Below are 23,964 nucleotides of genomic sequence, written 5' to 3' on the forward strand. Positions count from 1 at the left end.
GATTTAGTATGATGTTTGATTTAATTAAGAGTTAAGAAATGAATTATCTAATTGCTGTACTACCCGATCGCTTCCAGGCAGAAGAAGCTTACACAGCGTTAGAAAAAGCAGGAATCCCCCTGAGTAAAATTGCGATCGCCGGTAGGGGTTATAGAACGGCTGACGAGCTTGGACTATACGATCCCAAGCAACAGGCAAAGAAAAAAGCCAGGTTTATGTCTTACTGGCTAGTTCCTTTTGGCTTTATTGGCGGCTATATATTTAATTTAATTACAGGATTGGATAATTTAGATTGGGCTGGAGAGCCTGGAAATCATATAGTGGGAGGAATTTTGGGTGCGCTCGGCGGCGCTATGGGTAGCGTTTTTATTGGTGGTGGCGTAGGTTGGGCTACTAGTACTGCGAGTGATACAGTTCCTTACCGAGATTATCTTGATGCAGACAAGTACCTGGTATTAGTTGAGAATTTAGGCGGTTTTGGCGATCGCGCTATTCCGATCTTGCGTCAATTAGCTCCTGAAACTATTCAAAGCTACGAGGCTTAATTGCTGAAAGAAAAAGATTTATAGTTAACCTAGGATATTAATCGGTTATTTTACGATTGCTGGCTAAATTATGAATATAATGAGTCTGAAAATTATTAATTAGTAAATATAATTCAAGACCAATGCAAAATGAATAAATCTCTTCTCATCATTGGTATTACTCTGATATTTATATTTCCTGCAAGCATAGGCGGATTTGTCTATTCATTGTTACGTAGCGAAACTGCTGAAAAGCAGACAGAAAATCCTGCCGACTCCAATTTAGAAAATAACCAATTTGAGAGTTTACCAAAAGAAAAAAATATTATCGCACCAGCACCGCCAAGCAAGAGCAACGGTGCATCAGGAATAGGCTTAGATTCAAACCAGGGTATACCTACAGGTAAATATTCTAACCCGCCAACTACCGTCAAATCCTTTGGCGACTCGGGGTTTTCTGATGCCAGTCGTCCTCCTGAAATTGATTCTAGTGTAGAACGCAATCGATTAATTCAGCAGAGTTTAGACCAGTCAATTCCTGATTACAGCACTCCCTCATCGAGCAATAACTTTAATCGCCCTCAAGAAAACAGTTTGATCGATTCTTTAGAGGATGATAGCTTTTTAGAGATTCCCGATCGCAGCAACGAAGAACCATCTATTACTTCTCCTACCACAGAGCCTTTATTGCAACCTTAAAACTTTTTATACTGACTCTTGAGCGCAGCGGTTAGTTCATCAGGTTCGCCTGAGAAATATTGGTCTGCTGAAATAAATAACCGATTAAATATAAAGAGCCACACAGCACAATCAGTTTTTCTGCGTCACTATTTTTGCTCGACTCGATAACTTCATCCAGGGCGTTTATTACATTCTGATGAGTTTGACAGTTATTTAAACTAGGACAAACCTGAGTAGCTAAAATCGCTAAGTCTTTGGGTTCAGCACTGCTATGATCTGGTACGGGAACTAAATGTAGCTCATCTTGAGGCTTCAACAATACTTCAAAAATATCTTGGTGATCTTTAGTAGATAACATTCCCATGATCCAGGTAACTGGTCGATCGATCGTGTCTAAATATTGTCTTAAAGCGATCGCGGCTGCGGGATTATGCGCTCCATCAATCAAAAGAGGCTGATTTTTCCAGGTTGTCCACTGTAATCTTCCCCACCAGCGAGTTTTATTCATGCCAGTTTGAATCGCTAGTTCGGGAATGATCCAACCCTGTTGCTGTAATATTTTAATTGTGGCGATCGCGATCGCGGAATTACTTAGCTGTACCTGTCCGAGTAAGGGTAAAGGATATTTAAGATCTTGATACTTTGCCCATCTAGTATTATTTGGCGCAGCCAGACTAATTTCTTGGGCTGGTTCGATTGAGGTGATTGGCGCATTAAGCTCTTGTGCTTTTGAGATGACTACTTCTTTAGCTGCGTCGGGTAGTTTACCGACGACAACTGAACAATTAGGTTTAATTACCCCTGCTTTTTCTCGTGCAATGTCAGCTATAGTAGGACCAAGACGTTGCCAATGTTCTTTACTCAAAGAAGTAATCACGCTGACCAAAGATGATTCTTTGACGTTGGTAGCATCAAGTCTTCCCCCTAAACCTACCTCAATTACGGCTAAGTCTACCTGCGATCGGGCAAAATAGAGCCAGGCTGCTGCGGTAATCACCTCAAATTGAGTCGGGCTTTCGGCATGAAGATCGATAGCCAATTGAATATCCTGTAATATTTCGGCTAAATTAGCACTAGATATAGCCTGTCTATTGAGACTAATGCGCTCTGTCCAATCAACCAAATGAGGGGAAGTATAGCGCCCGACTCGATAACCAGCCTCGGTTAAGATCGAAGCTAAATAAGCGCAAACCGATCCTTTACCGTTAGTTCCAGCAACGTGAATAATCGGAACCTGATTTTGAGGATTGCCCAAATCTGCCAACAGTTTTTCAATTCTCTTCAAGCCCAGGTTAACCCCGAAACGTTGAAAAGGTTTTAGAAGAGAATTAATCTTGTCTTCTTGAAATGTCATGTTGACAGCTTTGCCAAATTACTGATGAATAACACAATCATAATCGAAAGTAGGGCATCAACTTTAAGTTATCCTTAAATTTTTGCCAAAGTAATCAGAGATTTGTAGTCAGAGATTACTCCGCCGTCCTAAAGGATTAGAAGTTCGCGTCACGCGAAGCTAGTCCTAAAGGATAAGCTTCGCAAATGCTAAAGCATACCGCTCCGCGACGCGAAGCTAGTCCTTTAGGGCATATCCTTTAGGGCATATAAAACGACGGAGCCTGCTCTGACCGTTGGTCAATATCATCGAGCCAAAGTCATAAAAGATTTGGTAGTGGAGTGATACGCTTTAGACCTTGGTATAGAAAACTTCTCGCAGAGTATGCAGATGATTAATCTGCTTACCAACCACTTCTCGCGCTCTTTGATTCTTTATCTCTCTAGCTAATGCGCGATAACTGGTATAACTATACATAAATTGTGCGACTCGTTTAGTGCGAAAGTACTATTTTTAGTACATAACCACTAGCATGGTACGACCAAGTGTTAAGTTTTTAACAATTTTTAACAGGTCAACTGAACCATGACAACTAAATATTCCGTATAGGTGAAATGTTCCTCATTAGAGGTAGCTAAATAATAATAAAAGCAAAATACATTAAGCCCTATCTCTCAGGTGTTGGAGATGAAAGCGTAACCCCTGCGGTAGAGAATGGTCATCAATCCGCAAAGCGGGGTTAAACGGGGTAATTACTGGTAGTCTGAACTGGTAATCCTAAGTGCAAGAACTCTATGGATAGAGCGTTCGCTCGAAGTATCACAACCATCGTTATATAGAAACGGCTAAATCAGTACTGACAAGCCGTAGCCAAAAGGCAAAATCGCAAATGTTAATCATAAATAATTTAGTTATGATTCAATACCAACCGCGATCGGTGGAAAGATAAAGTCGTAAGCACCGTTACGCCTAAGCAGCCAAATCAGGTCTGACAGGCTGCAACTAAAATAAGTAAACCTACGCTAAGTTTCCCTTATTCTGCCACAGATAAAGGACAATACCAACAAAGTAGGCGGTGTATAGACACATCCTAAAGATCCATACCAACGGAATATTTGGAACGAGAAAACCCTCCTATGACACTCAGTAATGGTCGAAATTACTGAGAAATCAACCAAGATGAAACCTCTCCTAATTATTAGGAGGTTATAGGAGGAGCAGGATTCAGCAAAAAGCTAATGCCCTAACTCGAAAACGAGTAACGCTGGCGACAGATGGTGTAATACCAGGGATATGCCCACGTGCTGACTGTAATTAGGAAGGTAAAGAACAAGTAGGAGTATATATGGCTAATACAGATTCTAAAACGGGGTTTATAAAAGGGCAAATCAAATTCGCCCCACAACCCCTTCCGAATACTGTGGCATGGAACGAAATAAATTGGCGTAAAGCCGAATTATCAGTGTACAAGCTCCAAAAGCGCATTTACCAAGCCAGCAAAACTGACAATGTAAGAAAGTTACGTAGGTTACAAAAAACCCTCTTAAACTCATATAATGCCAAATTGTTAGCGGTCAGGAAGGTAAGCCAGGATAATAAAGGATAAAAAAACGGCTGGAATAGATGGCATCAAGTCATTGACTCCCAAGCAAAGATACGTCCTAGTCAAAAACCTAAAGCTAGAGGAAAAAGCCAAACCTGTACGCAGAGTATGGATACCAAAAGCAAATGGTCAAAAGCGTCCTCTTGGCATACCTACCATGAAAGACAGAGCATTACAAGCGTTGCTTAAAGCAGCATTAGAACCAGAATGGGAAGCCCGTTTTGAAAATAATTCTTACGGATTTAGACCAGGAAGGAGCTGCCACGACGCAATTTCCAGCATCTTTAACCAAATTAGATATCAATCTAAATTCGTACTAGATGCCGACATAAGCAAATGCTTTGACCGCATAAACCACGTCAAACTTCTAGAAAAAGTTAACACTTTCCCGAAAGCAAGAAAACAAATTAGAGCATGGCTAAAAGGTGGAGTTCTAGATGAAGGAAAAACTATTTTCCCCACAGAAGGAAGTCCACAGGGTGGAGTCATAAGCCCACTCTTAGCCAATATCGCCCTACACGGAATGGAATTAAGAATAAAAGAATATGCTGCCACCTGGAAAGGAACTAAAAAGGATAATATCTATTCCTTAGCCCTGATTAGGTACGCAGATGATTTCCTAATACTTCATAAAGACCTGAACGTAATAAAAACTTGCAAAGGAATCATAGAAGAATGGTTAAAAGATGTCGGACTAGAACTCAATCAAGAAAAAACCAAAATATTAAACACTCTTTCAGAACACGAAGGAAGTAAACCAGGGTTTAACTTCTTAGGTTTTAACATCCGACAATATCCAGTAGGAAAACACCAATCTGGAAAAAACACAATAGGCAAAATACTGGGATTCAAAACGATTATTAAGCCATCAAAGGAAAAAGTTAACGAACATTACCGTAAACTGGCAGAAATAGTAGACAAACACAAAGCTGTTCATCAGCACGTGCTAATCGCTAAACTTACTCCCATCATTAATGGATGGTGTAATTATTACAGAACGGTATGCAGCAAAGACACTTATAGTAGTGTAAATAGTCTGGTAGTTCACAAATTACTGAGATGGGGATATCGTAGACATCCCAATAAGGGAAAAAAATGGACTGTAAATAAATATTGGTTAACAGTTGGAGGAGATAATTGGGTATTTGGATGTAAAAAAGATGGAATAAAATTCTTACTTCCTAAACATTCAAAAACAAGAATCATCCGCCATACTAAAGTCAAAAGCGAGTCCAGCCCGTATGACGGTGACATAGTATATTGGGGAACAAGAATGGGTAGACACCCAGAACTCAAAACCTCAATAGCTAGGTTACTAAAGAAACAGAAAGGGATATGTAATCACTGCGGACTAACTTTCAAACCTGGAGATATTATCGAAAACGACCATGTGATTGCCCTTCAAGCTGGAGGCAAAAATGAACAAGATAATCTTCAGGCAATACATAATCACTGTCACGATGCTAAGACCAATAGGGATTTATTAGCTATCAAGCGATATAAAAACCGAAAAGGTTGGGAAAAATTCTACAAAATTTTCCAGGCACAATTTATAGATTGTAACTGGATGTGGAATGACGATCTACCTACAGAGGTCTGAAGGTACACATAACAAGTGCCTAATTAGAGAGAAGCCGTGTGAAGCGAAAGTTTCATGCACGGTTTTGAAGACGAGTCGCCTCGGTGACGAGGTGGCTTAGTTTAACTAAATAATTCAAATAATTCGTCAAGAATTTCATTTAAGTAATGAGTTTGACTTCATTTCGAGTCAAGAAACTAGATAAGATAGATAATCAATAGAAGTAGTAAGCATAAATAAATTTCTTAACAGAAGCAAGATCGCTAATTTATGGCACAGATAGAAACTAGAACCGAACCCATGATTCTGAACATGGGACCTCATCATCCGTCAATGCACGGCGTTTTGCGTCTGATTGTGACTCTTGATGGGGAAGATGTGATTGATTGCGAACCAGTAATTGGCTATTTGCATCGAGGTATGGAAAAGATTGCGGAAAACCGTACCAACGTAATGTATGTTCCTTATGTAAGTCGTTGGGACTATGCTGCGGGAATGTTTAATGAGGCAATTACGGTAAATGCTCCGGAAAAGCTCGCCGGTATTGAAGTACCAAAGCGCGCTCAATATATTCGGGTAATAATGCTGGAGCTGAACCGCATTGCTAACCACTTATTGTGGCTTGGACCATTTATGGCAGACGTGGGTGCGCAAACGCCCTTTTTCTACATTTTCCGCGAACGAGAACTAATCTACGACCTTTGGGAAGCTGCTACGGGGCAGCGGTTGGTTAATAATAACTATTTTCGGATTGGTGGCGTATCGGTAGATTTGCCTTATGGCTGGATCGATAAATGCCGTGATTTTTGTGATTACTTCGATCCTAAAGTAGATGAATATGAAAAATTAATTACTAACAACCCTATTTTTCGTCGTCGCGTCGAAGGTGTGGGGACAATTACCCGCGATCAAGCAATCAACTGGGGTCTTTCAGGACCAATGCTTCGGGCTTGTGGGGTCAAGTGGGATTTACGCAAGGTAGATCATTATGAATGTTATGACGATTTTGACTGGGATGTTCAGTGGGAAACGGCAGGGGATTGTTTTGCTCGCTACCTTGTGCGAGTCCGTGAAATGCGCGAATCAATTAAAATTCTTCGTCAGGCATTAGACGGTATTCCTGGTGGTGCTTACGAAAACCTAGAAGCGAAACGGATGGCTGAAGGGCGTAAATCGAAGTGGAATGATTTTGAATATCAGTATGTCGCCAAAAAAGTGGCTCCTACCTTTAAAATTCCCGCAGGTGAACATTATGTCCGTATGGAAACTGGGAAAGGCGAACTAGGAATCTTTATTGTCGGTAATGACAATGTTTTTCCCTGGCGTTGGAAAATTCGCTCTGCCGATTTTAATAACCTACAAATTCTTCCAGAATTGCTTAAGGGAGTCAAGTTGGCTGATATTATGCCTATTCTCGGTAGCATTGATATTATTATGGGTTCAGTCGATCGCTAGAATCAGCAAATTCTAGCTATATTTTTTAAGGTGAGAATTCTCACCTTATTTTTTTTTAGCTAGTAAATAGTAAAATTATCAGCGATCGCTTTTTAGAAAAAACGATTAATTTTATCGTAACTAAAGTTGATGCCAAAAGTAATTGATAAGTTGAGTCCAGGTCTACGTAAAATCATCCGTAATATAGGTTGGTTGTCTGGAGAAAAGGTTCTGGGAATGATCCTCAACCTTTCGATCGGCATTTACGTCATTAGATATTTGGGATCTGAGGATTTTGGTAAGCTTAGTTATTGTCTTAGTCTAGTTGATATGTTTGGCGCGATCGCCAAGTTGGGATTAGATGGCATTGTCGTGCGTGAGCTAGTACAAGATGAGGAGTCAACATCAGAAATATTAGGTACGGCTTTTATTCTTAAATTGTTTAGCTCCCTAGTAACTTTAGCTTTAATTGCCTGGGCTGTAACGGCTCTCAAAGGAGATGCACAAACTTACTGGATCACCATAGTTATTGCTTGGGGGTTAATGTTCAACTCGACCGAAGTAATTGATTTTTGGTTTCAGTCAAAAGTTCTGGCGCGATCGATTGTCATCATCAGAAGTACTAAACTCGTCCTCAGTTCTGCTGCTAAATTATTGTTTATTCTGTTAAGACTTCCTTTGAGCGCATTTGTCTGGTTAATCTTGGCAGATGCAGTCATGATGGCTGCTGGCACTATTTGGATTTATTTAAAACAACATCAGTCAGTTTTTGTTTGGCAGTTTAATTTCACTAGAGCGATCGCTCTGCTTAAAGATTCATTCCCGCTCATTCTGTCTGGCGTAATGGTGGTAATTTACATGAAAATTGACCAAATAATGCTGGGGAACTTAGCCAACAATCAAGCCGTGGGCAATTATGCAGCGGCAGTAAGATTTTCCGAAGTTTGGTACTTTTTTCCTGTCGTTATCTGCTCTTCTGTCTTTCCTGCAATTATTCGGGCTAGAGGGAAAAGCCAAAAAGAATATTATGATAAATTACAACAGCTGTATGACTTGATGGCATGGATGTCACTTTTAATCGCTGTGGCGATGACATTTTTGTCAGGGTTTCTAGTCGATGCGTTATTAGGAAAAGGATACGCCGAAGCAGGAAATATTTTAGCTTTGCATATTTGGGCAGGACCATTTGTGTTTTTAGGAGTCGCTCGTAGCAAATGGTTGATTGTGGAAAACTTTACCCGATTTAATTTTGCCACCACAATCTTAGGAGCGATAACTAACGTCTGGTTAAACTTTGTGCTTATTCCGATTTATGGAGGTGTGGGAGCAGCGATCGCTACTGTCATAGCTTATGCCGTTTCTTCTCATGTCGCCTGCTTTATCTACCCGAAAATGTTCAATTGTGGTTGGATGTTAACTAAGGCACTATTCGTACCATTGAGAATTCGTCAAAATTTCAGCTATCTAAACAATGTTAAAAAAATTCTTAGTTAAATTAATTTCTCTGGTCAAATTAGATGCCCCACTCCTGTTTTGGCAAAGCGGATATTTACAAAAAAATGGTTGGGATAAAAGTTTTAGACTAAAACAGCCGATTGATGGCGATCGGCAGCCATTACCCTGGTATACATATTCAGCTATTGAATACATTAAGCAGCTAGATTTTTCCGAGCGAGAAGTTTTTGAATATGGTTCGGGAAACTCGACGATTTTTTGGTCTAAGTTGGCAAAAAAAGTTGTCAGTATCGAAAATAATCGAGAATGGTATGAAATTGTCTCCCAAAGCATCAGCCAAAATGTCGAAATTAAACTGATTAAAGATAATGCGGCGTACATTCAAGAAATTTTGCAGCACCAAAACTTTGATGTCATAGTAGTAGATGGTTCTCATCGGCTTGACTGTGCCACAACAGCAGTTAAACGACTCAAGCCTGGGGGATTTATTATTTTAGACAACGCGGATTGGCACGTTCAAACAGCCAAAACATTACGCAATTCAAATTTAATTCAGGTTGATATGACAGGATTAGGTCCGATCAATCGTTATGCTTGGACTACTTCTTTTTTCCTCCATCGAGATTTTAATTTACAGCCCAAAGGCAATAATCAGCCCGAACATGGCACTGGAGCGTTAAAGCAATATGCCCAGGAGCAAAGGTACTGGGAACAAAATTAATCTTCGCTCTGCTTGTACTTAGCTTAATTTTCAGTTATTAATTTTGATGAAATGTTAAAAAAAAAGTTAGCTAAATTTAGAAGAAAAGCATTTGAAACTATCGGTTCAGACCGCTATTCGCGACCATCTTTGTCTGAGATGGACAAAAAGCTGGAGAAGTATCTGACCTACTCTAACGGCTTTTTTATCGAAGCAGGGGCTAATGATGGATTTAGTCAAAGTAATACTTATTACCTTGAGAAATTTCGTGGCTGGACAGGAATTTTAATTGAAGGAATTCCTGAACTTTATCAACAGTGTGTTGTAGAAAGACCAAAATCTCGGGTTTTTAACTGCGCCTTAGTTGCCGCAGACTCTACCGAGCCTTATATTACGATGAAGTACGCTAACCTCATGTCTATTGTGGAAGGCGCGCTTAAAAGCGAAGCTGGCGATTTAGTTCATCTGGAAAAAGGTAACCAAATTCAAAAAAACATCGTGCCATATGAGGTTGATGTACCCACCAAAACCTTAACTTCTATTTTGGATCGATGCCAGGTTGAAACAATCGATCTCTTATCTTTGGATGTAGAAGGATTTGAATTAAATGTACTCAAAGGCTTAGACTTTGAGCGATATCAGCCCAAATATATGCTAATTGAGGCAAGGTTCAAGGAAGAAATCGAGTCATATATCTCAGATTTATATATTCAGGTCGATCGCTTTTCTAGTCATGATTATTTATATCAGTTGAAAAACATTTAATTACTCATCAAGCAAATTAGTAGCGTTAAACTGTACAAAACTCTTTTAATAGTCAATGCAGTCTTTGGGCGAAGTTTAAATGAATCTGAATCGTCGGTTTTTTTTGACCTTGATGGGATCGAGCTTTTTAGCTAATATTTCTCTGGGCGCGATCGCTTTTCTACTAGAAGATTTAACTGCTAATTCTGAGTCCCAGTCAGAATTAGTCTTTTACGTAGCTCCCGATGGCAGCGATCGCCACGAAGGAACCAAGGATGCACCGTTTGCTACTCTGCATCGAGCGCGATCCGCGATCCGCGAACTAAAACGTCAGCAAAATGGTACTCTCAGACAACCAGTTACAGTCTGGTTACGCGGGGGAACTTATTTTTTAGCTCAATCTTTAGAATTAACTAGCGAAGATTCTGGAACGGAAAACTTTCCCATTATCTATCGAGCATATCCAGGGGAAAAACCAGTTATTAGTGGTGGACAGCGCATTACGGACTGGAAACAACAGGGAGACATTTGGCGTGCTAATCTACCGCAAGTCAAGACGGGATGGAATTTTCGCCTGCTTCGCGTTAATGACGATTGGGCAATTCGCGCTCGTTATCCTAATTTTGAACCCAATAACCCTTTAACTAAAGGTTGGCTTTATCTTCAGCCATCGCCATCCCAACCCGTTGCCCCAGAGCGTGGCAGATTTAATCATGGTGTTGCTCGAGTACATAATCCAGGAGATAGGCTGGAGTGGAATATTTCTGTTCCTGAATCAGGAAAGTATCAAGTCTGGTTGCGTTATGCCAATAACATGAAAGCCTATGGTGTCGATAACATGGGCGGAAGAACAGCTTTGCGTTTAGGCAAGAGAAATACTAACATCTCGATTGCCGATCTGCCAGATACAGGGAGTTTTTCTACCTTTCGTTGGCAGTCGGTTGCTACAGTTGACCTTAGTTCGGGAAAGCAGCAATTAGTTTGGCAAAATCTTCAAGGCGGTGGTTTAACCCTGGATGCTTTTTGCCTGACCAACGATCTTGATTGGAACCCTAACCAAGCGGTGCGTAGCCAATCGGGCAACAGCCAGACTGGAATTAAGCAACCTCAATGGGGAAAAAGTTTGATTATCGTTCACGCAGAAACATTTGAGCAGGCAAAAGGACAAGATTTAAGTATAGTTCCTGAAACAGGTTTACGTACCGATATTGCCACTGCTGCTAATCAATTTCCTCAGTGGCAAAGCTGGAATAATGCAGAAATACACATCTTGCCCGATCGCGGCTGGGTCAACGCGATTTTGCCAGTAACCAAGATAGATAGCCAGTCACACACTATTTATGTCAACTCTAAACAAAATCTCCTGCCAGGAAATCGCTTTTTTATTGCTAATACCCGTGAAGCTTTGGATAGTCCTAACGAGTGGTATTTAGACCGCGATACTGGAGAATTGCTTTACTACGCCGATTGTCCCAATTTTCCCCATGACGTAGATGTTGTAGCACCAAAATTAGAGCAACTCATTATTTTAAAGGGCGATCGCGATCGGGCAAAATATGTCGAAAACATTTACTTCTACGGTTTGACCTTTACAGATACCAACTATACTCTGACAGATAACTATTACTTTCCCGCAGATGCAGCTATTTGGTTATCGGCAACGCGACGATGTGTAATTGAAAACTGTAATTTTGTGCTACTGGGTGGTTATGGCATACGGTTAGAACAAAGTAGTGCCGAAAATTACTTAGTCCACAACAACATGACTAAGTTGGGTCAAGGAGGAGTTGTGCTTTCGGGGAACAAGACGACTCAGCCGTTAAATAATACGATCGCAGCCAATCAAATTTATGACTGTGGCAAAGTTTACAAGCACGTAGCGGGAATTTATCTCATTACTGGTAGTGGTAATCTTATTGCTCATAACCGTATCAGTAATCTGCCGCGCTATGGGATCTCGCTTAAATCTCTCGATCGCGATCGCTATTCTCACCACAACATAATTGAGTTTAATGAAATTATCGATACCAATTTAGAAACCAACGACACTGGAGCAATAGAAACCTTAGGACGAGATAAACAGGCTAGTGGCAATATTATTCGGTTTAACTTTATTCGTAATGTAGTTGGCATGAAAACTACCCAGCAGGGACAAATTGTTTCACCATCCCTTACTTGGGGCATTTATCTCGATGACTACAGTAGCGGTACGCTGGTTTACGGCAATATTGTTATCGGTACTGTCCTGGGTGGAGTTATGATTCATGGTGGCAAAGACAACCAAGTTGAAAACAATATTTTTATTGGTGGAGTAGAAAACCAAATTCAAGTATCGCCCCAAGATGAATTTATGAGGAATAATCAGTTTTCTCGCAATATTGTTGTCTGTGACAGTTTGCAGGCAAAACTTTGGGATAGCAACAAAAATTGGCAGCCCGATTTGATCGTCAACAGCGATTTTAATTTATACTGCCACACCGATGGTTTAAACCTAGCCAAAACTGGCAAAGCCATTACACCTGAAGGAGATTTTCAACAATGGCAAGCTGCTGGCTTCGATCTTCATTCTTTAGTTGCCGAGCCACCATTTCTAACCTCTCTAAACCAAGATTTCAATCAAATTCAGCCAAAAGATTTTAAACTCAAGAGTGACTGCGCTCTAGTTGAGCAACTTCAGATTCAAGCAATTCCCCTTGAATCTATAGGTATTGAAGGCTTTGAGCAACAACTCCAAGTTTTTAGCTAACTACTTCTGCTTCCAAGCTCACGTGTTAATTGATTTGACTATATTGAACTATTGCTTTGTTGGATGAAAACCCCAGTTGCTTTCTTAATTTTTAATCGACCAGATACTACCCAAAAAGTATTTGAGGTAATTCGTCAGGCGCAACCAGCCAAACTTTTAGTAGTTGCTGATGGTGCCAGAATTAATCGCCCAGAAGAAGCGGATAAATGCCAAACTGCACGGGCAATTATTGATTCAGTTGATTGGGAATGCGAAGTGTTAACTAATTATTCCGAGGTTAATCTAGGCTGTGCTAAAAGGGTTTCTAGCGGATTAAATTGGGTATTTGAACTGGTGGAAGAAGCAATTATTTTAGAGGACGATTGTTTACCAGATCCGACTTTTTTTCCCTTCTGCGAACAGCTTTTAGACCGCTATCGCCACGATAACCGCATCGCCGTCATCTCAGGACAAAACGTTCAATTGGGTAGAAAAAGAACTAATGATAGCTACTATTTTTCTCGCTATAATCTCTGCTGGGGTTGGGCAAGCTGGCGCAGAGCTTGGCAAGATTTTGACTTTGATATGAAACTATGGACAACAGTAAAAGAAGCAGGTTGGTTAGAAGATATTTTGCTAGATAATGGTGCGGTCAAATTTTGGGATTATTTATTTCAATCCACTTATGAAGGACAGATTGACAGTTGGGCAATTCGTTGGACGTTTTCCTGTTGGATGCAAAATTATCTAAGTATTTTAGCCAATCACAACCTGATCTCTAACATTGGCTTTGATGCTCAATCGACTCATACAACCAAAAAAAATGTTTTTGCTAATTTACCAACCAAGCCAATTGAATTTCCGCTCCAACATCCACCTTTCATGATCAGAAACAATAGAGCCGATCGCTTTACGCAAAGAACCTTATACGGTATTAATCCAGTTGCCAATACTAAAAGAGCAGTCAAAATATTTCTGCAAACAACTCCTGTAAAAAAATGGCTTTAGGTGTTGCTAAGCATAACTAATTATTGATAGTCTCATTCCATTAACTACCAACTACGTCAATATTTAACCACCTAATTTGTGAAAATTCTGAGCTTAAGCACCAGTGATTTGATCGGCGGCGCACCCCGCGCGGCCTATAGATTACATCAGGGATTGATCGCAGCTGGTGTTGATGCTCAAATGCTAGTCCAAAGAAAAATGAGCGATGAAGCTCAAGTGATTGGCGCAACCAACAAACTATTCAAAGGTTTAGCCATTACTAGACCGACATTGGATGCCCTACCGCTGTCATTTTATCGTCAGCGCGATCGCACGCCGAATATTTATTCTTGCCAATGGTTGCCTAGTCGAATCAATGCTCAAATTCAAGCTTTAAACCCCGATTTAATTAATCTTCACTGGATCTGTGGTGGCTATTTTCCGGTAGAAACTATTGCTAAATTTAACCGCCCTCTAGTTTGGACTCTTCATGATATGTGGCCATTTACTGGCGGTTGCCATTACAGTCAACAGTGCGATCGCTATCAACAGTCTTGTGGTCGATGTCCCATACTTAAAAGCGGTCAAACTTGGGATTTTTCTCGCTGGCTCTGGCAACGTAAAGCTAAAGCCTGGCAAAATCTTAACTTGACTATCGTTACTCCTAGCAAATGGTTAGCTGATTGCGCTAAAGCTAGTTCACTGTTTCAAAACTTACCCATCAAGGTAATTCCTAATGGTTTAGATATTCATAAATATCAGCCTATCGAGCGACAGCTTGCTAAAAAACTTTTGAATTTGCCTTTAAACAAGCAAATAATCTTGTTTGGTGCAATGGGTGGTACTAGCGATCCGCGCAAAGGTTTTGCGCTTTTACAAACTGCTTTGCAGCACTTGAGGTTATCTATCTCACCAGATCGGGTTGAACTCTTAATATATGGTTCATCTCGACCAGCTAAATCAGTTGATTTAGGTTTTAAAACTCATTATTTAGGTTATCTCCATGATGATATTTCCCTCGCCATTGCCTATGCTGCTGCTGATGTCATGGTAGTACCTTCTACTCAAGAAGCTTTTGGACAAACGGCTTCTGAAGCCTTGGCTTGCGGTACACCTGTGGTAGCATTTAACACAACAGGTTTAAAAGATATTATCGATAGTCAACAAAACGGTTATTTAGCCACAGCTTACGATCCGCAAGATTTAGCCAGAGGAATTGTTTGGATTCTAGAAAGTCCCCAACGCTGGCAACAGTTATCTGAATGTGCCAGAGCCAAAGTAGTTCAGGAGTTTACCATTCCAATTCAGAGCGCTCGATACCTTAAACTTTTTCAAGAAATTTTAGCCGATTGATATGCAACTTAAACTAGCTAATAACCACAGCCAAGATATATCAAGCCATAAAAATGACAAAGCTATTTTCCTGTTTTTGGGGTTGGCTTTATGGGTTTTTATTCCCATATTAGGCATTTTTCCGCTAATTTTCTTTATTCATCTAAATCAAAAGCCAAAAAGCAAGCTTAACGTCATTGTTTCTCTATTGGTAATCTTGACAATTACTATTTTTGTCTCATCGGCAGATATTATTTCTGACTTAGCTGTGTACGTTGACAATTACGGCAAACTGGATACTAAAAATCCTTTTGAAATCTCTGGAGCGCTGGGTCTAGAATGTTTGCTTTGGTTAGTTAGTTATCCAATCTATATACTTTCTAACGGCTCTAACTATGCTTTTATTTTTTTCTGGTCTTTCTTGGCTAACGCCTTAACTTTCTTTGTAATTGCCAAAGGATTTTCACCTCGAAATTACGGTTTACTGCTGCTATTTATTGTTTCTAATCCTATTTATATCGGGTTTCAGGGTTTTTTAGTTAGACAGTATTTTGCTACTTTGATCTTTCTTATAGCTATTATCAACATAGATAAAAAACCTTTAATGTGGGGACTTTATCTACTTAGTTTGTTTGCTCATCTGGCAAATCTAATCTATTTGCCCATGTTGCTGTTATACGATAAAGTTCGCTTGTTAGGGAACAAAGTGGTCGTTGTATTAATAGTTGCCTTAGGAGTTGCCTTACCTTTTAGTAATACTTTGGTGGTAAATTTATCCGAGCGTGTCGCAGGTTTATTACCTGGCGACTATTCTATGCTCATTGTCGGAAAAACCGCCTACTATGCCAAAGAAAGAGTTAATGAATCTAGCTTTATCGCTCCTTTAATCGAACATTTATTGGTTTTTGTAATTATTTTTGTTTTTGTTAAAAATAAAAACTTTAAGACTGCTAAAGAAAAATTAATTTATTTTTTATATCCTATTTTATTTATTTTAATGTACTTGGGAAAAGATATTGATATGTTTTCTAATCGTGTTGCCTTTTTGCTTTTTCCTTTTGGTGGTTTATTTTACTATTTTGCAATCGATCATCAGTGGAAAATATTTAAAAGAACTATTTTAGTTTTTGTATTCACGCTTAAAATTATCTATTTCAACTATTATTTATACAATATCACTTTAGGGCAAAGTGAATTTCATTATTTAAACGACCAGGTATATAATTCGTCAATTATTGACTATATTGAAGTGGCTATAGACAACTTTACTGAAGACGTTAAGATAAAAGAAAAGCCTACTCGTCAAATAAGTTAAGCTTTAGTTGATAGTATTTTTAGGTAAAGAAACTGATATTTAATGAAACATAATGAATCATCAAGAAATAGGCGATCGCCATTCTCAAGTAAGTCCATTAATTTCGGTAATTACGGTAGTTTTTAACGCAAAAGAATCTTTAGAGCCAACTATACAGTCAGTAATCAATCAGTCTTACGAAAACACAGAATATATAATCATAGACGGTGGTTCAACAGATGGAACGTTAGAAATAATTAAGCAGTATGAACCAGACCTTAAATACTGGATTAGTGAAAGCGATCGCGGTATTTATGATGCGATGAATAAAGGTATTAAGCTGGCTAAAGGCAAAATTATTGGTATCTTAAATAGTGGTGATTTATATAGCCAAAATGCCTTGCAAGAAGTAGCCGAACTATATTTACGCAACCAAACAAGTGAATATTTAATTATTACTGGAGCTATGACTCGTTTCGCTGCTCAAGCTAAGATTGAATTTATCCAAAAACGCAATCAAACTGATTTAAACCGTAGAATAAATTTAGGAATGCCGCTCAATCATCCCGCAACTTTTGTAACTAAAAATATTTACGAAACAATCGGCTACTTCGATCCAGAATTTAAAATTTGTGGTGATTATGATTTAATTTTTCGAGCCTATCATAGTCAATTAGTTAAGTTTGTTTTTATTAACAGTGTTTTAGCTTCTATGAGCATGGGAGGGATATCCGAAACCTTGGCAGGTATATCAATTAGAGCTAGAGAAGCGATGAGAATTCGGCAAAATAAACTAAACACTGTCCACAATGCTCTAATATCTTTACGACTGGTTTTAATTGGTTACGTCAAGCATCTGCTCATGACGTTTATGGGACCAAAGGCAGTTTTAATTCGACATAAAATTAATGCTAAATCTCGCCGCAAAAGTTCAGTTGGCGATCGCGAAAACCTATCTTATTGAGTTTTTAACAAAAATAACGATAGATTCAATTATGTAATAAATAAAACCACAATACCATGAATAATTCTGATACAATCTCAAAAACTTATGCCCGATATTATGCTGCGTTGTTACTTTAGGCTATCCTAGTTCAACCGATTAATAGCCGATACATAGCAAATTAATTCATAGAATCAGCAAACGGCAAAATAATTATTAAGGCTAAATATATTAATGAGCAAAATTCACGAGAGAGTTGAACGAGAAAAGCAGTTTCATGACGTTCGTTACAGTGACGAAAGTATACGTCGGCAAAAAGTAAGTAAATTTTATAGTATTACCGATTCAATCACTAAAGCGTACCAGCAAAAACTGTTAGACAGCAGTAAAAATTATCAGGTGATTGAATACGGCTGTGGCAAAGGAAGCTGCGCTTTTAAACTAGCCAAAAATCAGGCAAAACTGGTTACAGGAATTGATATTTCACCAGTGGCGATTGAAGCAGCTAAGCAGCAAGCAGTCGCCGAAAATATTCATGACAATATTGAATTTAAGGTCATGAATGCCGAAAATTTGGAGTTTGCCGAAAGCTCTTATGACTTAATTTGTGGTTCAGGCATACTACACCACTTAGACTTAGATTTAGCTGTAAATTCTTTGGTCAAAACTCTCAAACCTAATGGTCAAGCAGTGTTTCTTGAACCATTAGGACATAATTTTTTAATTAACCTTTATCGCCGTCTAACACCTACGATTCGGACAGAAGATGAACACCCTTTGCTAGAAAAGGATTTACAAACGATTTCGCGTAGCTTTAAACAGACTAAAATTCGCTACTTTTACTTAACTTCTTTAGCTGCTTGTTTCGTGGCGGGCAAACCAGGATTTAAAACTTTATTACGCTGCTGCGAATTTATTGATTCTCTTGTGCTAAGGTTTCCAGGGATTAGACAACAAGCATGGTTAGTTCTAATTGAGGTATCTGGGCCGATAAAGCAAAATAACTCGTCAGCTTAAACTATTTTGCATCATTCGACGATCAATTGACTACATAATGATAAACATATAACTAACCTAGACCAAAATCAACATGAGTGTGAGTAAAAATCCTTCTGTTTCAATCATAATTCCCACTTACAATGAAGTAGACAACATTGAGGCAGTTGTAATTAACTTTTTGGCTTCAGATTATTCCAATATACTGGAAATACTAATTGTAGATGGGTTAAGCACAGACGGGACACAAGAAAAAGTTATAGGTTTATCTCACATCCATCCTCAACTAAAACTATTAGAAAACCCGCGACGTATTCAATCGGCAGCCCTTAATATTGGTTTAGAAGCCTGTAGAGGAGATATCTTTTTAAGAGCCGATGCTCACTGTAATTATGCCTTGGATTATATCGAACAATGTGTTGATGCTTTACAAAGTTCTCAGGCGGTTAACGTCGGAGGCGCACAACGATTTATTGCAGCCAATAGTTTTCAGGCTGGGGTTGCTTTAGCATCTAGAAGCTTTTTAGGAAGCGGAGGCGCAAAATATCGCGATCCTAACTACAATGGCTATGCAGAAACCGTTTTTTTGGGCTGTTTTTGGCGCTCGGTATTAGCTGAGCTTGGCGGATATGAAGTTAGTCGTAAAGAAGACTCCGAGCTAAATTTTCGCTTATTAAAAACTCGGGGCGATCGCTCTATTTATATCAGCTCTAAAATTAAAGTTTGGTATTATCCTCGTCCTAACTTATTAAGATTGTGGCGACAGTATGTTAAATATGGTCGTGGTAGCTGCATCATGTCGGCTAGATATGCTGATACATTGCCCCTGAGGAACAAAATACCTTTTTTTGGCGTAATGCTGCTAACTATAGCCTTAATTAGCGATTTAACCTTGTTGCATGGCTCGTTATTTACTGTTCCCATAATTATTTTAGGAATGTGTCTGATTGTGATGGAAGCAGCTAGGGTCACTTTAAAATATAACAGCAATTTTCGCGAAGAATTTTGGAGCAAAGCTACAGAATCAATTCCTAATTTTACTAGTCGTTGGTTTTGGTGTACAGTGGCGATCGCTACTATGCCAATAGCGCACTTTACTGGGTTTGGATATCAGCTTTGTCTAAGAAATATTTTGAGAAACAAAGATAATTGCTTTTTTGAATCTCGATCTAGTATTCCCCGACACAATTCCCGCGTAAAAGAAAAAATAAAGGCATAAAGTTTGCTTAAATAATCTAAGTTGCTATTTTAACGATTCAACTTAAATGTGGTCGTTTGATTATGAGTTTTATAGTTGGGAGTAGAATATGAAAGTTATCATTTTGGGTGGAGACGGTTTTTGTGGCTGGCCTACCTCACTGCACTTATCGAATCTCGACTTTGAAGTCATTATTGTCGATAATTTATCGAGGCGAAATATAGACAACGAACTTGAAGTTAGCTCTTTAACCCCTATCGCACCTATTGGTCAAAGGCTAAATACCTGGAAAAAACTTACAGGTAAAGAAATTAAATTTCATAATATAGATATTGCCGAAGAATACGATCGCCTACTGAATCTAATTTTGGCAGAAAAACCCGATGCGATCGTTCACTTTGCCGAACAACGGGCTGCGCCTTACTCGATGAAGTCTTCAAAGCACAAGCGATATACGGTTAATAATAACCTTAACGCCACTAACAATTTACTTTGCGCCATTGTTGAATCTGGCTTGGATATTCACCTGGTGCATTTAGGTACAATGGGGGTCTATGGCTACGGTACAGCAGGAATGAAGATTCCTGAAGGCTACCTAGACGTGGAAGTTGTTACCGATAATGGCGATCGCATTCAACAAGAAATTCTTTATCCTGCTAACCCTGGTAGTGTCTATCACATGACCAAAACCCAGGATCAGCTATTTTTCTACTACTATAATAAAAACGACGGTATTCGCGTCACCGATCTGCATCAAGGCATTGTTTGGGGAACTAACACTCCTGAAACTTTAAGGGACGAAAAGTTGGTCAATCGCTTTGACTATGATGGAGACTATGGGACAGTTCTCAATCGCTTCTTAATGCAGGCTGCCATTGGCTATCCCTTAACGGTTCATGGTACTGGAGGTCAAACTCGTGCTTTTATTCATATTAAAGATACGGTACGTTGTGTGCAGCTGGCGATCGAAAATTCACCCAGTCGAGGTGAACGAGTGAGAATTCTCAACCAAATGACTGAAACTCATCGAGTGATAGATCTTGCCAAGATGATTGCCAAGATGACTGGCGGAGAAATAGCCTACCTAGAAAATCCCCGTAATGAAGCTGTAGAGAACGAGCTGTTTGTTAAAAATCAACGTTTTATTGATTTAGGACTAGAACCAACGACTCTTAGCCAAGGATTACTTAAAGAAGTAACCGAAGTAGCGAGAAAATATGCTCATCGATGCGATCGCAGTAAAATCCCCTGTACTTCTTTATGGATTCAAAAACAAGAAGCAAAATCGCAAAGCAACAGTTTAGAACCGACTGAAACAAGCAAGGTTTAGTTTGTAGATGGTTTAGTAGTCTATTCAACTAAAAACGGCTGTAAATAAACAGCAAAAAAGCGATCGCCATTCTAAGATGAAAGCGATCGCCTCTGTTCATACCTACAGCTACTAAATAGCTACCTGAGAAGCAACTTTTTCTTCGGTTTGTAAAGCAGCATAAAGACGGTTTAATGCTTTGATATACGCCCTGGATGAAGCCACAATAATATCGGTATTGGCAGCACGACCAGAATACACCCTGTCTTTGTAACGTATGCGAATTGTAACTTCTCCAATCGCGTCAATTCCCGCCGTTACGGACTGGACAGAAAATTCGATTAGTTCGTTGGGAATATTTGTTACCCGATTGATCGCCTTATATATAGCGTCAACTGGTCCTGTACCAATTGCTGCATCGGTTAACTCTTCTCCTTCAGGAGTACGGATAGTTACGGTAGCCGTGGGTCGAGAGCGATCGCCACAGGATATTTGTACTAGCTCCAAACGGAATAGTTCAGGAGGTTGTCTAATCTCATCGCTAACGATCGCTTCAATATCCCAGTCGCTAATTTCTTTTTTCTTATCCGCAACTTCTTTAAAACGCACAAAAGCTTTATTAAGATCGGTTTCCGATAGTTCAAAACCCAACTCACTTAAGCGAGTGCGGAAAGCATTGCGACCAGAGTGTTTACCCAAAATAATCTGCTGATTATCGCTCAATCCAATAGACTGAGCATCCATAATCTCGTAAGTCAGCCTATTTTTGAGTACCCCATCTTGGTGAATCCCCGACTCATGAGCAAAGGCATTCGCACCAACAATCGCCTTATTAGGCTGAACCATAACTCCAGTGCGATTAGAAACCAAACGAGAAGTTTTATAAATTTGCTTAGTATCAATGTTGGTTAGAGGTTCAGTTGATTCTGCCGATCTACCCAAAAAAGGATTGAAATACTGGCGGCGTACATGAAGTGCCATAACTAGCTCCTCTAGCGCAGCATTACCAGCCCGTTCACCAATGCCATTGATCGTACATTCTAGCTGTCTAGCACCATTTTTTATTGCCTCTAAGAAGTTCGCCACCGCCAAGCCAAGATCGTTGTGACCATGAACTGAAACCACCGCCCGATCTATATTTGGTACATTGTTGCAGATGCCTTTGATTAGCTCCCCAAATTCTGTGGGAGTAGTATAGCCCACTGTATCAGGAATATTAACTGTAGTTGCTCCTGCTGCGATCGCTGCTTCTAATACCTGATAAAGATACTCCGAATCGGTGCGCACCGCATCCATTGGTGAAAACTCCACATCATCCATAAAGGACTTGGCGTAAGCTACCATTTCTTGAGCAATGTCTAAAACTTCGGCACGAGATTTTTTGAGCTGATACTCTAAATGAATATCAGAAGTAGAAATAAAAGTATGAATTCTGCCCTTTACCGCAGGTTTTAAAGCTTCAGCAGCAGCCTTAATATCCGCTTTAATCGCTCTAGCTAGACTACAGATGACTGGTCCATTTTTCGTCCCAACCTGAGCCGCAATTTTTTGTACTGCTTCAAAGTCTCCAGGACTGGCAAAAGCAAATCCCGCTTCAATTACGTCAACTCCCAGTCTAGATAGAGAATGGGCAATTTCTAGCTTTTCTTCAACGTTAAGAGTCGCGCCAGGAGATTGTTCTCCATCTCGTAAGGTGGTGTCGAAAATAATGATGCGGTTTTGTGAATTGTCCATAGTCCAAATACTTCGGGGGAATTTGCAATATTAAGAATTATAGGCGATTTACCCAACAGGATGAAGAGATTTAGAGGGTGTGTTTCTTCTAATGATATCTATTTTTTGAAGCGATTGTATTTTGGAACGCATTAATGAATAGTTTAGTTTGTTGCTGTTTGTTCCATTTCATTATGTTACGCTTGCCTAACGCATCTCACCAAAGCGATCGCGACTGCCAATTCTTTTTCGCCGACTCACACCTGTAACTAAGGCGACGCGATCTTTCAAAGCTGCTTCAGGCAAAATAATAACCCCTCAGCACCACTTAGTCGAGCTAAAAGCTAAAGATAAAAAAGACGCTGTGCTAAACATCAACGTCTTTGAATTAATCTAAATAACTAATGACTAAATCCGATCTTCCATCATTTTTTGCACGGCTTCGGCAATTTGTGCTGGCTGCACAATAGTTAAACTTTCTAACTTACCGTTGTAAGGAGTAGGAATATCTTGAGAAGATAAACGCAATACGGGTGCGTCTAATTCATCAAATAGCTGTTCGTTAATCAATGCCACCAATTCTGCACCAATACCGCCAGTTTTCATACATTCTTCCACAATGATTACCTTATGAGTTTTACGCACTGACTCACTAATGGTTTCCATATCAAACGGCTTGAGGGAAATTAAGTCAATAATTTCAGGATCGTAACCTTGTTGCTCAATAACTTTTAAGGCTTGGGTGCAGTGATGGCGCATCCGCGAGTAGGTCAAAATAGTCACGTCCTTACCTTTTCGCACCATTTCTGCCTTATCTAAAGGCAAAACATATTCATCGTCTGGTAGATCGTCTTTGAGGTTGTAAAGTAAGACGTGTTCAAAAAACAGTACGGGGTTATCATCTCGGATAGCTGCCTTCAGTAAACCTTTAGAATTATATGCTGTAGAACAAGCCACGATTTTTAATCCAGGTACAGCATGAAAATAAGCTTCTAATCTTTGAGAGTGTTCTGCACCCAATTGTCTCCCGACACCGCCAGGTCCACGAATTACCATGGGAATTTTAAAATTACCACCTGAAGTATAGCGTAGCATCCCAGCATTGTTAGCAATTTGGTTAAATGCCAACAGCAAAAAGCCCATATTCATCCCTTCAATGATAGGACGTAAGCCAGTCATAGCTGCGCCAACAGCCATACCACAAAAGCTATTTTCGGCAATGGGAGTATCTAATAAACGTAAATCGCCATATTTCTTGTATAAATCTTTGGTGACTTTATATGAACCACCATAATGTCCGACATCTTCACCCAAAACGAAGACAGTCTTATCTCTTGCCATTTCTTCGTCTGTCGCCTCTCTCAAAGCGTTAAACATTAAAGTTTCAGCCATAACACTATTTATCCTAAGTCAC

Annotated in this window: 19 protein-coding genes; 15 read left to right on the forward strand and 4 right to left on the reverse strand. The window is 39.6% G+C overall.

The annotated features are described in order from the left end of the window. Nucleotides 1-38: 38 nt before the first annotated feature. Together V6C71_16270 and V6C71_16275 are read left to right on the forward strand one after the other, a co-directional pair. Nucleotides 39-545: a hypothetical protein gene (locus tag V6C71_16270; GenBank protein ID HEY9770022.1), complete on the forward strand. Its 507-nt coding sequence runs from the start codon at nt 39-41 to the stop codon at nt 543-545. A 129-nt stretch (nt 546-674) separates the two neighbouring features. After that, complete coding sequence (locus V6C71_16275) at nt 675-1,223, forward strand: hypothetical protein (GenBank protein ID HEY9770023.1); 549 nt, start codon at nt 675-677, stop codon at nt 1,221-1,223. A gap of 31 nt (nt 1,224-1,254) precedes the next feature. Here V6C71_16275 and V6C71_16280 read toward each other — a convergent pair whose 3' ends face one another. Next, the gene (locus V6C71_16280; protein ID HEY9770024.1) at nt 1,255-2,559 is read right to left on the reverse strand and encodes a folylpolyglutamate synthase/dihydrofolate synthase family protein; all 1,305 of its coding nucleotides are present in this window, start codon (nt 2,557-2,559) and stop codon (nt 1,255-1,257) included. 330 nt (nt 2,560-2,889) lie between these two features. Continuing rightward, on the reverse strand, nt 2,890-3,015 hold the full coding sequence (locus tag V6C71_16285) for a hypothetical protein (GenBank protein HEY9770025.1): 126 nt from the start codon (nt 3,013-3,015) through the stop codon (nt 2,890-2,892). 1,160 nt (nt 3,016-4,175) lie between these two features. Here V6C71_16285 and ltrA point away from each other — a divergent pair. The 13 genes from ltrA to V6C71_16350 all read left to right on the forward strand — a co-directional run bounded on the left by ltrA (nt 4,176) and on the right by V6C71_16350 (nt 20,858). Further along, nucleotides 4,176-5,741, forward strand: a complete 1,566-nt coding sequence (gene ltrA / locus V6C71_16290) for a group II intron reverse transcriptase/maturase (protein ID HEY9770026.1) — start codon at nt 4,176-4,178, stop codon at nt 5,739-5,741. 249 nt (nt 5,742-5,990) lie between these two features. Next, nucleotides 5,991-7,175 carry an NAD(P)H-quinone oxidoreductase subunit H gene (locus V6C71_16295; protein HEY9770027.1) on the forward strand — a complete coding sequence of 395 codons (1,185 nt, stop codon included), beginning with the start codon at nt 5,991-5,993 and terminating at the stop codon, nt 7,173-7,175. 129 nt (nt 7,176-7,304) lie between these two features. Beyond that, complete coding sequence (locus V6C71_16300) at nt 7,305-8,648, forward strand: flippase (GenBank protein HEY9770028.1); 1,344 nt, start codon at nt 7,305-7,307, stop codon at nt 8,646-8,648. After that, nucleotides 8,626-9,330, forward strand: a complete 705-nt coding sequence (locus V6C71_16305; GenBank protein HEY9770029.1) for a class I SAM-dependent methyltransferase — start codon at nt 8,626-8,628, stop codon at nt 9,328-9,330. The genes V6C71_16300 and V6C71_16305 overlap by 23 nt, the downstream gene beginning before the upstream one ends. A gap of 51 nt (nt 9,331-9,381) precedes the next feature. Further along, entirely contained in the window at nt 9,382-10,074 is a 693-nt protein-coding gene (locus V6C71_16310; GenBank protein ID HEY9770030.1) for an FkbM family methyltransferase, read from the forward strand. Nucleotides 10,075-10,153: 79 nt separating this feature from the next. Beyond that, nucleotides 10,154-12,799 (forward strand): right-handed parallel beta-helix repeat-containing protein, encoded by a 2,646-nt coding sequence (locus tag V6C71_16315; protein ID HEY9770031.1) that lies wholly within the window; start codon nt 10,154-10,156, stop codon nt 12,797-12,799. A gap of 63 nt (nt 12,800-12,862) precedes the next feature. Beyond that, a complete protein-coding gene (locus V6C71_16320) occupies nt 12,863-13,786 on the forward strand; it encodes a glycosyltransferase family 2 protein (protein HEY9770032.1) in 924 nt (307 codons plus the stop codon). Nucleotides 13,787-13,864: 78 nt separating this feature from the next. After that, nucleotides 13,865-15,118 (forward strand): glycosyltransferase family 4 protein, encoded by a 1,254-nt coding sequence (locus V6C71_16325; protein ID HEY9770033.1) that lies wholly within the window; start codon nt 13,865-13,867, stop codon nt 15,116-15,118. Between the two features lies 1 nt (nt 15,119). Continuing rightward, the gene (locus V6C71_16330) at nt 15,120-16,412 is read left to right on the forward strand and encodes an EpsG family protein (GenBank protein HEY9770034.1); all 1,293 of its coding nucleotides are present in this window, start codon (nt 15,120-15,122) and stop codon (nt 16,410-16,412) included. 52 nt (nt 16,413-16,464) lie between these two features. Further along, the gene (locus V6C71_16335) at nt 16,465-17,355 is read left to right on the forward strand and encodes a glycosyltransferase family 2 protein (GenBank protein HEY9770035.1); all 891 of its coding nucleotides are present in this window, start codon (nt 16,465-16,467) and stop codon (nt 17,353-17,355) included. 213 nt (nt 17,356-17,568) lie between these two features. Then, complete coding sequence (locus V6C71_16340) at nt 17,569-18,351, forward strand: class I SAM-dependent methyltransferase (GenBank protein HEY9770036.1); 783 nt, start codon at nt 17,569-17,571, stop codon at nt 18,349-18,351. Nucleotides 18,352-18,424: 73 nt separating this feature from the next. Continuing rightward, complete coding sequence (locus V6C71_16345; protein HEY9770037.1) at nt 18,425-19,549, forward strand: glycosyltransferase family 2 protein; 1,125 nt, start codon at nt 18,425-18,427, stop codon at nt 19,547-19,549. An 88-nt stretch (nt 19,550-19,637) separates the two neighbouring features. Further along, nucleotides 19,638-20,858 carry an NAD-dependent epimerase/dehydratase family protein gene (locus V6C71_16350; GenBank protein HEY9770038.1) on the forward strand — a complete coding sequence of 407 codons (1,221 nt, stop codon included), beginning with the start codon at nt 19,638-19,640 and terminating at the stop codon, nt 20,856-20,858. Between the two features lie 111 nt (nt 20,859-20,969). Here V6C71_16350 and V6C71_16355 read toward each other — a convergent pair whose 3' ends face one another. Both V6C71_16355 and V6C71_16360 read right to left on the reverse strand, forming a co-directional pair. Further along, complete coding sequence (locus V6C71_16355) at nt 20,970-22,571, reverse strand: 2-isopropylmalate synthase (GenBank protein HEY9770039.1); 1,602 nt, start codon at nt 22,569-22,571, stop codon at nt 20,970-20,972. A gap of 387 nt (nt 22,572-22,958) precedes the next feature. Then, nucleotides 22,959-23,942 carry an alpha-ketoacid dehydrogenase subunit beta gene (locus V6C71_16360; GenBank protein HEY9770040.1) on the reverse strand — a complete coding sequence of 328 codons (984 nt, stop codon included), beginning with the start codon at nt 23,940-23,942 and terminating at the stop codon, nt 22,959-22,961. Between the last annotated feature and the right edge of the window lie 22 nt (nt 23,943-23,964).

Origin of the sequence: Coleofasciculaceae cyanobacterium, assembly GCA_036703275.1 — a bacterium.
Taxonomy (GTDB): Bacteria; Cyanobacteriota; Cyanobacteriia; order Cyanobacteriales; family Xenococcaceae; genus Waterburya.